Origin of the sequence: Hymenobacter sp. UV11, assembly GCF_004684095.1 — a bacterium.
Taxonomy (GTDB): domain Bacteria; phylum Bacteroidota; class Bacteroidia; order Cytophagales; family Hymenobacteraceae; genus Hymenobacter.
The window spans coordinates 67,415-80,316 of sequence record NZ_SRII01000017.1 but is presented as its reverse complement, the minus strand read 5'-3'; the positions used below and the strand labels follow the sequence as shown (position 1 = coordinate 80,316).

The window sequence follows — 12,902 nt, the reverse complement described above, 5'->3', positions numbered from 1 at the left end:
GAATTGCGCGGAGAACTGCTCGCAGCCGGGGCGCCGGCCGTGAGCCGGTCGGCGGTGGGGCGGGCCGTGCAGAGGCTGGACTGGCGGCGAAAAAAAAGAGTGTCCACGCCGCCGAACGCGACACCGAGCGCGTGAAAAACTTGCGCGCAGCGTTCGTGGAAGCCCTGCAAACGCAAGACGTTGCTTGTTTGAAGTTCGTGGATGAAATGCGATTTAAGCATTTGGGCCCAGCACCAACCTTACGTACTGCCGACGCTACGCCCGGGCGACAGGCGGGCAGCGCGCCCACCAGGGGGTGCCCTTGCACGGCGGGCCGAACGTGACGTTGGTCGCGGCGCTCACGCCGCAGGGCCTGCAAGCGGCCATGACGGTGAGCGGGGCCGTCAACGGGGACGTGTTTGCCGCCTACCTCGACCAGGTGCTGGGTCCTACCCTGGTCGCGGGCGATGTGGTGGTCCTCGACAACCTGCCCGCCCACAAAGTGGCTGGCCTGGCCGAAATCGTCGCCGCCCGCGGCGCCCGCTTGCTGTATTTACCGCCCTATTCGCCCGATTTTAATCCCATTGAACTGGCCTTCAGCAAACTTAAAACCTGGCTGCGCACGGCCCAGGCCCGCACCCGCGAGGCGTTGGAAACCGCCATCAAAGCTGCCATAGACTGGGTGAGTCAACAGGATGCCAAAAATTGGTTTGACCATTGCGGGTACCATGTACAGTAACTTGGGAACCGCTTTAGAAAGCTCCCAAAGCTCTCAAATTGGCTTAAATAGAGCTTTGTGATTTTTTTCCTCATCCACCTCAATCTCCCGGATGAACATGGTATGGCCCAAAATTTCGCCTGTGTTGGGGTCAAATGAGGTGGTCTAGTTGAGCAGGAGAGAATTAGGTGATATTGGCAAGTTGCTGTTGGTGAAAGAGATATGGCTTTAAATAACCGATGCTAGAGTGGCGACGCTTATGATTGTAGTAGTCAAAATATTCAGCCACGCTGGCTTGTGCATCAGCTAGGTCCCTGAAAATGGGCCAGTCGCGGAGTTCGAGTAGTTCGGTTTTCAGCCGCGACCAGAGGCTCTCGGCTTGGGCGTTGTCGTAGCACTCGCCACGGCGGCTGTGCGAGAGGTGGGCCTGCGCGTCACGTAGCAGGGCCTTGTAGACATTGCCCACGTATTGGCCGCCGCGGTCGGAGTGCACAAGCAGGCCCGGGGTAGATCTTTGGGCAAGCAGGGCCCGCTGTAAGGACTTGATTACCAAGGACTCGGGCATGTCGGCCCGCACCTGTCAGCCCACGACCTACTTGGAGCACACGTCCTGAAAGGCGCAGCAGTAGACCCAGTTCCCGTTGGCCAGGGGCAGGTAGGTGATGTCACTGACCCACACCCGATTAGCCTGGGTCGGGTGCGGCTGGTCGAGCAATAAGTTCGGAGTGCAGTGTTTGCCATGGGTCGAATCGGTCGTGCGCGGCGTAAAGGCCTTGGGCTGTAACGCTTTGCGCCCGTGGCGGCGCAGGGCGGTGCGCAGGGCCTGCCGGCCCACTCGGTGGCCCAACTCGCGCAGTTCGACCTGGAGCCGGCGCGTGCCGTAGCGCCGCTGATGGTCGTCAAACACGTCAATCATCGCTGTTTCCCAAGCAGGTTCCGCCTTGGTCACGGCGCGCTGGCACAAGGCGTAGTAACGGCTGGGCACGACGCGCAGGACCTGGCAGAGCAGCTGCACCGGATAATGAACGCGTTGCTGGTCAATGAACTGCAACTGGCTCACGGGGTTGGGGAATGCGAAAAGATGGCGATGGCTTTTTTTAAAATCTCCAACTCCTGGGCCTGCCGGCGCACTTGCGCCCGCAAGGCGCGCACCTCAGCCGCCTCCTGCGGGTCATCCGGCAAGGGCTGTTGGGCTGCCTTCTGCCACTGGTAGAGCAGCTTGGCGTTGATATTTAGAGCCCGGGCAGCGGCCAGCGTGGAGCGGCTTTCGCTGGCCAGCCGCAGGGCTTCGGCCCGGAAGGCCGCATCATAGCGCGGCTGTTTAGAGGAAGAGGCTTTTTCCATAGAATGGGGAAATTAACACCCAATTCTCTACTGATTCACCCGACCATCTCAAAGATGGTCAGGAAAATGTGAACAGAATAGGGTCTCTCCTACCCTACTAAAATCCGGGGCATAAAAACAGGGCTGCCCGACCTTTGGAGTTCCCACACAGCCAAACCCGTTCTACCCCGTGAAGCAAGACCTCATGGCCAAGCCAGTCGGACCAGTTGATGGCCTTTATCGGTGGCTGGGCGGGTAATACATCGCAAGATATTCAAGCCATGACGGGATATACTAGTGGCTCGATAGCCGTGCTTTTTGCGAGCGATGGACGTGCGCTGGTCAGCGGCCTGGCCCATGCTCAAACAAAAAGCGTAGGCGAGCGTAACCAGGGCCGGTAGATTGTGCAACTTGTGGCAACAGCGCAAGTAACTGTTTCCCAGCTGAAAGCTGCGTCCTTTCAGGTCAGGTTCTTAAAAACACTGCTCGCTGGTCCAGCGCCGGGCGTAGAGCTGCCCCAGGTCGGGTAAGCCGACGGTGCCAAAGAGGAAGAAAAAGTCGCCCTCGGTCGGGGCTTTGACCCAGATCTGTCCCCAGACCCCATCGGCTTACCGCTGGGCCAAGTGGCACACCTGCCCCACGGCTAGGCCCAGGTCGGCAACGGCCTGACACTGGTCGTGGGCATCGGGTAGCAGCTGATGCTGGTGCGAGCGTATAACGAAGTTTAGCCCGCTGTCTTTAAGCCCCTTGACCCAGGTATGACTCCCAAATTCGCGGTCGTCCAGTACCAGACCAATCCGCTTACGACCCAGCACGACCACGCAGACTTGGAGGACGGCACTGCGCTGGGCGGCATTGAAATTGCCGCTCCGGTTATTGAATAACTTCAAGTAACGCGGTACTTAGCGCAGTTCTCAGCTTAGGGTACGTGGTAACCACACTGGTCAAACCAATTTTTAGCGTCCCCTCCGGTCACCCATTCAGTGGCAGTTCGGATGACGTCCTCTAAAGCTTCGCGGGTGTTGGCTTGCACCGTGCGCAGCCAGGTTTTGAGCTTGCTGAAGGCGAGTTCGAGGGGATGGAAGTTGGGGAAGTAGGGCGGTAGGTACAGCAGGCGCGCCCCGTGGGCCTCGACCAATTCCGCCAGGCCAGCCACTTTGTGGGCTGGCAGCTTACCGCGCATGACCTCGTCGCCAGGCACGCGCGTGGGGCCAAGCACCTGTTCCAGGTAGGCGGCAAACACGTCACCGGTGACGGCCCCGTTCCCAGTCATAGCTGCTGGCAGCCCGGTGGGGGGCAGGGCTGCCACCAGCGTCACATTCGGTCCACCGTGCAAGGGCGTAGCCTACTGGGCATGCTGCCCGCCTTCGGCGTGGGCGTAGCGGCGGCAGTAAGTCAGGTTAGGGCTGGGCCAAACTGCTTAAGGTGCCTTTCGTCCACGTCCAGACTTTCTGAAACGAGAACCAAGCAAGTAATATTGGTAACACAAATAATATTGTTAATATACGTAACAGGCCTAACACGTGGAATAAAGACAACACTAGTAATACAACTGGCACACCCGCTGTGTATATTTGCGCCATGAGTAAAATTCTGGCATTTACCAATCAAAAGGGGGGAGTAGGTAAAACGACCTCCACAGCGAACATCGGCGCCGGGCTGGCGCGGGCAGGCCATAAGGTCATGCTCGTTGATCTCGACCCCCAGACTAATCTGACGAAGGGCCTGATGACCGGTAAGGCAGACAAGAACGTGTACGGAGCCTTGCTAGCGGACTATAAGCCGCACGCGTACAAAGTCGGTGAGAACCTGGGCCTGCTAGCTGGCTCGACTGCCATCTCCGGTTTCGAAAAAGTGAAAGGCGATGAGTTGGACCGCGAATACCTACTGAAAGAGCTGCTGGAGCCGTTCCGGGAGAAGTGCGCCTATATCCTGCTGGATTGTCCTCCAGCGCTGGGTCTAATCACCCTCAATGCCTACACCTGTGCCGATGCGCTCTATATCCCGCTCGAAGCGCAGCTCTACGCCACGGACGGCGTAGAAAAAGTAATCGAGCTAGTCGGCAAGGTGCAGAAGCGCATGAATCCGGGGCTGCAGGTAGGAGGTATCTTCTTTACGCGCTACGATCAGCGTAAGGTGCTGCGCCGGGATACCGCCGACCAACTGCGCGCCAAGTACCCAGGCCTGGTTCTGAATGCTACCATCCGGGAGAGCATTGCCCTGGGGGAAGCTCCTCACCTGGCGCAGGATATTTTCACCTACGCGCCCAAGAGTGCGGGAGCTACCGACTATCAGGCCTTGGTAGAGGAGATTCTGGCCCGCTAATTTCTCCTTTTCCGTTCCAAGCACTTCCCATGGCTAAGACCTTCAAGACCATCCCCGCGCCGGCCGCTGCTGAGCCAGCTAAATCCATCTCGGAGCGTGACTTTTTTGACCTGACGGATGAGCCCGTTGCCGTGCCAGCGGGCAAGCAGGTAGTAAGTGAACCTGATAACACCGATAACACTAGTAAAACTGATACTGTCAAGAAAACTAAAAAGCCAGTGAATACTGGTAACAGTAATAATATTAATAACACCATCTCGCCAACGGTTGAGTTACCGATAGTTGAGGAGCGGGACCTGCGGCAGACGTTCGTGGTAAGCAGTACGCAGTTAGAGCAGCTGCGCGATTATGTGCACGCCCGGCGAGCCCAGGGTAACTATGAGTACTCGCAGAAGCAGGCACTGCAGGAAGCGTTGAGTATGCTCTTTGCCAGCGTGCCCCAGGCGCCCCCTCGCCCCAGTCAGACCCGGGAACTGGAGCAGCGGCGTCGGGACCGCATTCGGCGCGGGCGAGCAGTATAGGGGAACGAGGATAAGCACAAAAAACGGAGGCTTGCTGCGCCAGTCGAGGCCGAGATGCAGGGCTGGCGCAGCAAGCCTTAAAGTCGGTCGTCGGCTATGATGCCAACCCCAGCTGCGCAAACCGGCGGTCCAGCAACGCGTGGTACCCTTGCCGCAACTCCGGCGAGAGGAAGCTGCTGTCGATGAAGCGGTGCCAGGCCGGCCTGGCCTGCGTGAACTTGGTAAAGAGCCCCGTGAGTACTTTCTCGGTGACGCCGGCGCGCTGCGCTGCCTGCTGAAAGTCAGCGGGCTTGAGATTTTTCTTGCGGCCGTTGAGCGTCAGCGCCAGCTCTTCCGTATCGGCCGGATTAACCAGCGCCGTGGCGACCAAGTCGTAGGCCGGGGCCAGACCGTAGCCCAGGCCCGGTACGTGCAGCAGCGAGAAGTTCTTGAGGTGCATGTCGGCATTACCGGTCAGGAAGCTAAAGAGCACCAACTCGTAGTAATTCACAACATCCAGACCCGGATTAGCGGAGTACCGCAAGATGGCCTTAGCTACCTGCTCGTGCGAGCCGTCGTACTTGTGCTCCGTCAGCCGCTCCGTAAGCTGGCACATGTCTTCCATAGCCAGTTTCTGCCCCTGGTGCCGGTCGATGCGTCGGGTAACGTAGGCCAACGCCCCCCCTTCCAGGCGCAACAGGCCGTGGGGCACGGTGGCCAGGCCCGCCAGCGCCGCCAGGTGCATAGTCAGGTCTTCGACTTCCGGCAGACTGGGGTAGTGCGGGGTAGGGGGCTTGAGGATATAAGCTCCCAGCGCGCCCACGATGGTGAAGCGGGTAGGCTGCGCGGCTTCGCCAGTGGCGGCCATGGTGAGCGAGAGCTTGGGCTGCACGCCCGTGACGGTGATATGGCTGCGAACAATCTGTTCGGCCAGGGCAAGCAGCTGCGCTTCCGAGTAGGGAAAAACCGGGGGCGTGGGTTTACCAAAAAGCTTGCGGCTGCAGGCGGTGTGGTAATCCGGGGCCGCAGCCGGCAGCAGCTGGTAGCAGTACAGGCAGCGGCTCATGCGTCTTCGGTGGAAGCGAGGGGATAGATACTAACGGCCCCGATGCAGTCCTGGCAACAAGCCAGCAGCAGGCCCATGCGGTCACGGGGATTGAGCTTCCAATTCCGCTCGGCCACCTCCAGCAGCCAGCCCTCGGGAATGAGACCATCAAAGAAGGGAAAGAGCACCCGCTCCACGTAGGGCTGCTCGCGCACGGGCAAGGTCAGGCTAACCGGCTGAGCGAGCGTTGCTTGCCAATGCTGCGGCGTGTAGGTGAAAGTGTAGCCTTCCTCATTCTGAATCAGATGGCCGGCCAGCTTCCCATGCAGATGTACTTCGGCGCTGCGCATGGTTAAGCAATCAGCAGGGAACGGTCAAGAGGGGCGGGGGCTAGCTCGTGGCCGAAGAGCCGGAGCACTGCGTTCACTTTGTCGAGCTGCAGGGTGGGCTTGCCCTGTTCCAGTTCCCGGACGAAGCGCAGCCCTACGCCCGCCTTGGCAGCTAAATCCGGCTGCGAGAGGTGCAAGAGCTTGCGCCGTTGTTTGACAAATATAGCCAAGGAGGTAAGCATAGGATACCCGAACGGGGGCAATGAGTTGAAGATAACTATTTTCGTACCCGTAAGGGTGCAAATATACGATCACTAGTTGAAAAATACCCCTGATCGGGTATACAATCACGGACATATCTCACGCTGATGCTGCTCTCCTTGTTAGTAGGTGCTGCAGATGCTGTCAGCGTTCGCCAGGTATGTTAGAATTTTACCTGGCAGCAGGCAAGTCAGCGCTGCAAAACAATACAGATGCGCTAGCCATCGGTCGGACCGGCAGACGGACAATAGCCACAGCTTATTGCAAGGACTAAAAAGCAGGATCGTCTCTAACTAAAATTTCCCGGTAGTGCTCCCTGCTTCTGCTTCTTGATAGTCCCTTGTGCTAGACATACTCAAAATGGAGGTGGTCGGGTACTACTGGATACAAAGCTAAGGTCAGTTAAAGCGCTAGTGAAGTTCAATTTCGAGCGGGGTGTAGCAACCCAGGGCCGAGTGCAGGCGCTGGGTATTATACTAGTGGTCCAGGTATTCGGTCAGTTCTAAGCGGGCTGCTTCCAGGTCGGCAAAGCAGGCTCAATGGGGCAGCAGCTCGGTTTTGAGCGTTCTCCAACCACTCTTGGCCAGGGCGTTGTCGTTGGCCCGGCCGGCTCAGACTGGCAATGGCCCGGGTGCGGTCCAGCAGCTGGGTAAAGGCGGCGCTGGAGTAGTGGCTGCCGCGGTCGGCATGCACGAGCAGGCCCGGTGGCGGTTGGCAGACGGCCACCGCCCGCTTAAAAGCGGTCAGCATCAAGTCCGTGTGTAGGGACTCGCTCACGTGCCAGCCAACAACGCGGCGCTCAACGGCATCGCCCCAGCAGGCCAGGTACGCCCCCTGCCCCGTGACCAGGGCCAGGTAGGTAATGTCGCCCACTCAAATCTGGTTGAGGGCCGTGGCCGCGGGCCAGGTGGCTAATTTATTAGCCGCGGCAATGGCCTGCGGGGCGGCCTGGGTGGTGCGCGGCGGCCGGGTGCCAACCCGCGTGCAGATGGCCCGTAAGCCACTGCGGCTGAGCCAGCCACGCAGCCGCTGCCGGCCCACCGCATGGCCTTCGCGCCGCAGTTGGGCCCGTAGTCGGCGCTGACCGTAGCGGCCGGCATGGGTGGTAAACACACGTTGAGCCGCCGCTTGCCAGGCGACCGGCGCGGGCTCGGCCGCCGGGGCAGGCGCCCGCTTGCGCCAAGCATAGTACCCGCTGGGACTGACGCCCAGCACCTGGCACTGCTGGCGCACGGGCCAGCGCTGGGCGTGTAAGGCAATGAAGGGAAAGCGTTTCATCGGCCCGTCGGTTGCGAGAGCCTACGCTTACAGCAGGTAATTGGTCAGCGTTTTTGTTAACATATTCTACTCCATCTCCGCACGCGCCAGTTGGGCCCGTAACTGCTTGTTTTCCTGCTCCAGCACTTCACTTCCTGCTGGGCGGCTGGCTTGGCTGCGGGCCGCCCGCATCCACTTACCCAACACGGCCTAACGCTTGTGCTACCCGCGTCGCTGCTTGCCCGCCCTGCGTGACGCGGCGCACCGCCTCGGTCCGAAAGGCCGCCTCCTACTTGGTTCGTTGCCGTTTACGGGCTGGTTTTGCTGCTTCCATGACAAAGGAAAGGTACTTTCCCCGTGTCCACTTTTACCCGATCACCTCAGTTACTAGCCCAAATAGCCGGAAATGTACTCTTCAAGAGCGCCATCGTCGCTGCGGCTACATTCTCTCCGGGCTTCGCCTTCGTTTCGAAGTCACGGAGGACGGGATAAGTTTCTTTCAGCACCTTCGTGAGCTGCTCCTCCCCTACTACCACGTCGAGTACTTTCTTGACTTGAGCCTGCGTCAGCTTGAGTTTCTGCAGCCGCGTTTGCACCTTCTGCTGCAAAGGTGTCAACTCCGACACTACAGTAACTACAGTGCCCTTTTCCTTATCCAAGGGCAGGATAAGCTGCTTAGGTATTGGACGAGCCTTACTCTTGATAGAAAACTCTACCTTATCGACAGAGCGGCCAAGCTTGTGTTCCTTATAACTTATTTCAAAACTCAGCTCGTTCAATTCCGCCACAGCGGGTATCAGCGCATTGCGCCGGTAATCGGAGTACTGGGGGTAGGCCTGACCGGTAGTCAACTCTTTCAGTCGAGCCACAGGTACCGTAACCGGGCTACGGAATTCCCACGATTTCAGTAACCAATAGAAACGGTGAGTAGTAGGGCTTTTTATACTGAGCAAATCAGCCACTTGGCCCAGAGTAAAGTTCTCTGCTAAATTGGTGAGATAGGGTAGCACATCAGGTGAAAAATACCCTGAGATAGTTCCTTGGCCACTATCTAATTTCATCGAGTGTACTAGTGGTGCCCTATGCCAGTCATGCTGACGGTTAGGCACTGGCAACGTAACCTGTACAGCCGCTAACCCTTCCAAAGCTGAATGCAGGTACTGGTATCCCCGTCCACCAATAGGGGTAGCTCCTACTAACTCTTTTAAGGGTACTACTAGTCGCCTGCTTTCTGTTTCATCACGGGGTAGCTGTTGTAAAAACAAAACAAAGATCCTTGCCTCAACTAACGTCAAGGCCCAAGGCTGCTCAATAAGCACATTACTTTGGGCCACTGTGGGCGAATTACCGCCCGATGCTTCGACGATCGAGCGCCGAGTGATTGCAAGCTCAGCTGGCTGCTGCCGAGCTTGTACCACAGCTTCATGCGCCTCGACCTGCGTGTTATAGTAACCTAAGCTCTTTAAAACCCCGGCAAAACGGGCTTGAGCTTTCCACTTTTGGCGGCTCTTATCGAAAGTGGCACCTGCAAACGGGTTTTTTGGCATAACTGGTTTAGTAGTAATCCAGTCAGCAAGATAGGTGTCAGATACTAATTCATTTGTATCCCATTTGTATCTCAGAGGTAACGGGCTCGTATCTCAGAGGTAACGGGCTCGTATCTCAGAGGTAACGGGCTCGTATCTCAGAGGTAACGGGCTCGTATCTCAGAGGTAACGGGCTCCCATCTCACTATCATAAATCTCTATTTTCCAAATAGTTACGGACCCTCTAATATATAATAAGAATTAATAAAAAATAAGGAATGACATTCCTCTTACTTTTTTCTTTTTTTGTATCTCAAAAAGGTAATGGGCTTGTATCTCGGGGCCTGGCGATTGCTGCGCACACTAAGGGGGGGAATCAATGTACGTACATGTTATACGTTTGCAGATACTCGCAACTGGTAATTCATAGCTGATGCTTGCATTATGTTTTCTCGCATCATACTCTACCCTACTATTTTAGTTAAGTGAAGGTTAAGTAGTTGTCTGGCAAGCCAATCCAGTAATCGTTCAACCAGTCGGGCGAGGGGGTGGTCTGGACAGGTGCTGGGGCGCGTGAGTTGCCGGAGCACGTTTAGGCCGTGGCGGCTGAGGCTCGTCGCGCGGTAGCCGTGGTTTTTGCGGGCGATGGGCCGCAGCTTCTGGTCAGCCAGCGTGCCTACGCTTAGGCAGCAGGCGTAGGCCAGACTGACTAGGGCCACGAGTTTGCGCAGCTTGTGGCGGCAACGCAAGTGGGTGGCCTCCAAGTTAAAGCCCCGGCCTTTTAGGTTCTGGAAGCACTGCTCAATCGTCCAGCGCTTGGCGTAGAGTTGGTCCATGTACGCCAAGCCGACGTTGCCAAAGAGAAACAGAAAGTCGTTGCCGGCCAGCGCTTTGACCCAGACCTGGCCCCAGACCCCATCCACCTGGCAGTGGGCAAAGCGCCGGGTCTGCCCGCGCGATAAGCCCAGGTCAGCGATGGCCTGCTGGCGACCGCAAGCAAAGGTTAGCAAGTGGTGCCGGGGCAAGCGCATGACGAAGTTCAAGCCGTTGTCTTTGAGCCATTTCAGCTACTTATGGCCCACGAATTCGCGGTCACCCAGCACGAGGCCGATGCGCGCCCGGCCCAGCAGTTGGACGCAGACCTGTAGCAGGGCGATGCGGTCTGAGGCGTTGGAATTGCTACTGCGATTGTCGAGCAACTCCCAGTAAAGGGGCACTTGAAACGCCCCCCGGCCCACGGTTACGAGCAGGATAGTAACCTGGCAGCGGCCGAACTCCCATTCAGTGCGGTCCAGGCACAGGCGTAGCTTACCCTGGGCCGGCAACAAGCTGATTAACAATTACGCCAGCACTAGGTAGTTGAGGTCAGTTTCGCGAAAGAATTCCTGAATGCGGGTTTCGTTCGAGGCCACTTTGACCGCATCATTCAGGTGCTGGGCCACCTCGCCGAACTGCACGTTGCGGCTCTTGAGCAGGGCGATAACAAACTGCGCAACAAACTTTTGGCGAGCCAGATTACGCACCACGGGTGCCCGTTGGAGAATCGTCGTAATTTTAGCACTAAGGCGTTGCTTCACGGGGCAGAACGGGTTTGGTGGCGTAGGAACCCTAAAGGTCGGGCTGCCCCGTTTTTATGCCCCACTACTTTTTAGTAGGGTAGAGTACGCCCTCGTCATACTTATATAGGCAGCGCAGCATCAAGACAAAGATGCGTGCCTCCAGCAAAGACAATGGCAGCTGGGTTTCCACGAGCCAGTTATGCTGAGCTACTTTTGTATTTTTCCTTGTGGACCAGTACAGCCGGCATTTCAGGCTGCTCGAACAAGTCGGACGCATCAGCCGGCACTTGCTTGGCGGCTTTCGCCGCTGCGTACGCTTCCAACTGCGTGGCATAAGTACCCAGGCTATGAGTGACGCCGTTAGCTGTGATGCGTGCCTTCCATCAATTATTGGTTTTATCGAAGGCGGTTCCTGGATACGAATTGTCTGGCTGGATACTTTTCTTGTTTACTTGTCTAGCGTGGACAACTGTCTTGCTTTCAGTTTTTCAAAATCTTGTTTATCAGGTAGTTAGTGCCATTCTAATAGTGTTAAATAAGTAATATTAATAAGAAGAAAATACGCGGGCGAGGTTCCTCTTGTCTTTTTTAAGCTTTCAGTAAGTAGTAAAACCAGACAGAGATGATATTAGGCTTCGCACACAAAGGGTGCTAAATGATGTATATACATTAATTTCCTGTACGTGTCTGGCGTGGTGTTTTATAAGTTGACTACCGCCTAACGGACGAAGACGACACACTTGCGCGAAGGCCCAAGTGCAAGCCCAAGTAGCCCACCTGCTCGTGGTCCAAGTACCGGGCTAGGCCCAACGCCACAAACGCTCGCGCATAGCGGTAGACCGTGGACTCGTTCAAACCTAAGTCGTCGGCGATATTAGCCAGCGGGCGGCGCTTGTCCAACAGCAGAATATCCGTGACTTTGACATAGTCCGCTTTGTCGCGCCGTTGCTTTTGCAACTGCCGCAAGGCTTGGCGTTCGGAATCGGTCAACTCCACATTCATAACGCAAGATGATGACTCTGGCAACAACTTATTCGCAAACCACTTCGTGACCAATATACAACCCCAAACGCCGCCACTCCGCACTGGGCTACGTGTACCCCGACGCTTCGAAGCGAATTTTCAAACCACGTTCCAATTGTGTCCGGCTTAACTCGACCACCTCATTTTTACCTACGCTCCCCAGAGTGCCGACGCAGCTGACTACCAAGCGCTGGTAGACGAAATCCTCACCCGTTAGCTCTCCTCCCCTATCATGGTCAAATCCTTTAAATACCTCCCCCGTCCAGAACCAACGGCAGTTAAAAAGCGAACATCGGAACACGATTTTTTTGACCTTACTGACGACCCAATCCCTGTCGCCCCTATAAGTGCTAAAGAACCAAGTAACAAAAGTAACACTGATAATATTAGTAACCTTGATAATACTATTAACTCCATTAATAGCAGTAGTTCGCAGAACAGTGGCAATGATGGTAACACAGGTAATACTGATGACATGAGTAGTATTAATAACATAGATAATACTACCAAACCAGATGAAATTAGTAACACTGATAACATTAGTATCATTACTCACGCTGTTGATACAAAAATTAACACCAGTAATACTGTCAACAATAGTGTTCTTAGTAATAAACGTAATGCTGGTAACACTAAGAAACATACTGTGCCGGCTCCCACTCAGTCTGCTGCACCAGCACAGCCAGAGGGAGATTTGCGGCAGACCTTTGTGTTGAGCCGCAGTCACCTGGAACAACTCCGGGATTACGTCCACGCCCGCTAGGCGAAGGGGGAGTACACCTACTCGCAGAAACAGGCTCTACAGGAAGCGCTTGACCTGCTCTTCCCTGACGCGGTAGCTGCTCCAACCCACCCTGCCCAGGTGCGGGAACAACAGCACCGCCACTGTATCCAGCAAGGACAGCAGGCTTCAGCGGAGGAGTAAATCCCGGACTTCATCGTCCTGCCGGCCTCAAGTGATAATACTGCCCAAGGCGGACTCCTGCTGCCGAATTGGCAGTGCTTGAACAGCGAGAATTTCTGATGGGGCTTCGGTAATTTTAGACCAGAAGCAGTC

Annotated in this window: 18 protein-coding genes and 1 pseudogene; 5 read left to right on the top strand and 14 right to left on the bottom strand. The window is 56.3% G+C overall.

What is annotated here, in order from left to right:
- Positions 1-247: 247 nt before the first annotated feature.
- Positions 248-652 (top strand): annotated as a pseudogene (locus tag E4631_RS23105) (IS630 family transposase); the annotation flags it as partial.
- A 229-nt stretch (positions 653-881) separates the two neighbouring features.
- On the opposite strand, the gene E4631_RS23100 reads toward E4631_RS23105, so the two are convergent.
- The 3 genes from E4631_RS23100 to E4631_RS23090 all read right to left on the bottom strand — a co-directional run bounded on the left by E4631_RS23100 (position 882) and on the right by E4631_RS23090 (position 2,041).
- Positions 882-1,190, bottom strand: coding sequence for an integrase core domain-containing protein (locus E4631_RS23100; protein WP_240735194.1), 309 nt, complete (start codon positions 1,188-1,190; stop codon positions 882-884).
- Positions 1,191-1,289: 99 nt separating this feature from the next.
- Positions 1,290-1,757 (bottom strand): IS3 family transposase, encoded by a 468-nt coding sequence (locus tag E4631_RS23095; protein ID WP_133656300.1) that lies wholly within the window; start codon positions 1,755-1,757, stop codon positions 1,290-1,292.
- Positions 1,754-2,041, bottom strand: coding sequence for a transposase (locus E4631_RS23090; protein WP_133656299.1), 288 nt, complete (start codon positions 2,039-2,041; stop codon positions 1,754-1,756). Before E4631_RS23090 ends, E4631_RS23095 begins: the two co-directional genes overlap by 4 nt.
- A 737-nt stretch (positions 2,042-2,778) precedes the next feature.
- Here E4631_RS23090 and E4631_RS26855 point away from each other — a divergent pair.
- Positions 2,779-2,904 carry a hypothetical protein gene (locus E4631_RS26855; RefSeq protein WP_262709813.1) on the top strand — a complete coding sequence of 42 codons (126 nt, stop codon included), beginning with the start codon at positions 2,779-2,781 and terminating at the stop codon, positions 2,902-2,904.
- 35 nt (positions 2,905-2,939) lie between these two features.
- Here E4631_RS26855 and E4631_RS26850 read toward each other — a convergent pair whose 3' ends face one another.
- Positions 2,940-3,338: a transposase gene (locus E4631_RS26850; protein ID WP_262709815.1), complete on the bottom strand. Its 399-nt coding sequence runs from the start codon at positions 3,336-3,338 to the stop codon at positions 2,940-2,942.
- Positions 3,339-3,601: 263 nt separating this feature from the next.
- Between E4631_RS26850 and E4631_RS23075 the strand changes: the two genes are divergently transcribed.
- Together E4631_RS23075 and E4631_RS23070 are read left to right on the top strand one after the other, a co-directional pair.
- Positions 3,602-4,345 carry a ParA family protein gene (locus E4631_RS23075; protein WP_133656296.1) on the top strand — a complete coding sequence of 248 codons (744 nt, stop codon included), beginning with the start codon at positions 3,602-3,604 and terminating at the stop codon, positions 4,343-4,345.
- Positions 4,346-4,374: 29 nt separating this feature from the next.
- Positions 4,375-4,866: a hypothetical protein gene (locus tag E4631_RS23070; RefSeq protein ID WP_133656295.1), complete on the top strand. Its 492-nt coding sequence runs from the start codon at positions 4,375-4,377 to the stop codon at positions 4,864-4,866.
- 94 nt (positions 4,867-4,960) lie between these two features.
- Here E4631_RS23070 and E4631_RS23065 read toward each other — a convergent pair whose 3' ends face one another.
- The 10 genes from E4631_RS23065 to E4631_RS23020 form a co-directional block, all read right to left on the bottom strand.
- On the bottom strand, positions 4,961-5,911 hold the full coding sequence (locus E4631_RS23065; protein WP_133656294.1) for a HipA domain-containing protein: 951 nt from the start codon (positions 5,909-5,911) through the stop codon (positions 4,961-4,963).
- Positions 5,908-6,240, bottom strand: coding sequence for a HipA N-terminal domain-containing protein (locus E4631_RS23060; protein ID WP_133656293.1), 333 nt, complete (start codon positions 6,238-6,240; stop codon positions 5,908-5,910). Before E4631_RS23060 ends, E4631_RS23065 begins: the two co-directional genes overlap by 4 nt.
- A 2-nt stretch (positions 6,241-6,242) precedes the next feature.
- Positions 6,243-6,461: a helix-turn-helix transcriptional regulator gene (locus E4631_RS23055; protein WP_133656292.1), complete on the bottom strand. Its 219-nt coding sequence runs from the start codon at positions 6,459-6,461 to the stop codon at positions 6,243-6,245.
- A gap of 490 nt (positions 6,462-6,951) precedes the next feature.
- Positions 6,952-7,353, bottom strand: a complete 402-nt coding sequence (locus E4631_RS27125) for a DDE-type integrase/transposase/recombinase (RefSeq protein ID WP_133656291.1) — start codon at positions 7,351-7,353, stop codon at positions 6,952-6,954.
- The gene (locus E4631_RS23045; protein WP_133656305.1) at positions 7,354-7,758 is read right to left on the bottom strand and encodes an IS3 family transposase; all 405 of its coding nucleotides are present in this window, start codon (positions 7,756-7,758) and stop codon (positions 7,354-7,356) included.
- A gap of 359 nt (positions 7,759-8,117) precedes the next feature.
- On the bottom strand, positions 8,118-9,284 hold the full coding sequence (locus E4631_RS23040; protein WP_133656290.1) for a replication initiation protein: 1,167 nt from the start codon (positions 9,282-9,284) through the stop codon (positions 8,118-8,120).
- Between the two features lie 443 nt (positions 9,285-9,727).
- On the bottom strand, positions 9,728-10,273 hold the full coding sequence (locus tag E4631_RS23035; protein ID WP_166647984.1) for a transposase: 546 nt from the start codon (positions 10,271-10,273) through the stop codon (positions 9,728-9,730).
- Between the two features lie 57 nt (positions 10,274-10,330).
- Positions 10,331-10,603 (bottom strand): hypothetical protein, encoded by a 273-nt coding sequence (locus tag E4631_RS23030; protein ID WP_133656288.1) that lies wholly within the window; start codon positions 10,601-10,603, stop codon positions 10,331-10,333.
- Complete coding sequence (locus E4631_RS23025; RefSeq protein ID WP_133656287.1) at positions 10,604-10,840, bottom strand: hypothetical protein; 237 nt, start codon at positions 10,838-10,840, stop codon at positions 10,604-10,606.
- A 693-nt stretch (positions 10,841-11,533) separates the two neighbouring features.
- Positions 11,534-11,812 (bottom strand): helix-turn-helix domain-containing protein, encoded by a 279-nt coding sequence (locus E4631_RS23020; RefSeq protein ID WP_166647983.1) that lies wholly within the window; start codon positions 11,810-11,812, stop codon positions 11,534-11,536.
- A 265-nt stretch (positions 11,813-12,077) separates the two neighbouring features.
- Here E4631_RS23020 and E4631_RS23015 point away from each other — a divergent pair, with 265 nt between their 5' ends.
- Positions 12,078-12,608, top strand: coding sequence for a hypothetical protein (locus E4631_RS23015; protein WP_133656285.1), 531 nt, complete (start codon positions 12,078-12,080; stop codon positions 12,606-12,608).
- Positions 12,609-12,902 lie beyond the last annotated feature (294 nt).

Excerpts from the sequence above, each read along its gene's own strand:
- E4631_RS23060 (WP_133656293.1), bottom strand. The coding sequence starts at position 6,240 with ATGCGCAGCGCCGAAGTACATCTGCATGGGAAGCTGGCCGGCCATCTG.
- E4631_RS26855 (WP_262709813.1), top strand. The coding sequence starts at position 2,779 with ATGACTCCCAAATTCGCGGTCGTCCAGTACCAGACCAATCCGCTTACG.
- E4631_RS23015 (WP_133656285.1), top strand. The coding sequence starts at position 12,078 with ATGGTCAAATCCTTTAAATACCTCCCCCGTCCAGAACCAACGGCAGTT.
- E4631_RS23045 (WP_133656305.1), bottom strand. The coding sequence starts at position 7,758 with ATGAAACGCTTTCCCTTCATTGCCTTACACGCCCAGCGCTGGCCCGTG.
- E4631_RS23090 (WP_133656299.1), bottom strand. The coding sequence starts at position 2,041 with ATGGAAAAAGCCTCTTCCTCTAAACAGCCGCGCTATGATGCGGCCTTC.
- E4631_RS23070 (WP_133656295.1), top strand. The coding sequence starts at position 4,375 with ATGGCTAAGACCTTCAAGACCATCCCCGCGCCGGCCGCTGCTGAGCCA.
- E4631_RS23065 (WP_133656294.1), bottom strand. The coding sequence starts at position 5,911 with ATGAGCCGCTGCCTGTACTGCTACCAGCTGCTGCCGGCTGCGGCCCCG.
- E4631_RS23055 (WP_133656292.1), bottom strand. The coding sequence starts at position 6,461 with ATGCTTACCTCCTTGGCTATATTTGTCAAACAACGGCGCAAGCTCTTG.
- E4631_RS23040 (WP_133656290.1), bottom strand. The coding sequence starts at position 9,284 with ATGCCAAAAAACCCGTTTGCAGGTGCCACTTTCGATAAGAGCCGCCAA.
- E4631_RS23075 (WP_133656296.1), top strand. The coding sequence starts at position 3,602 with ATGAGTAAAATTCTGGCATTTACCAATCAAAAGGGGGGAGTAGGTAAA.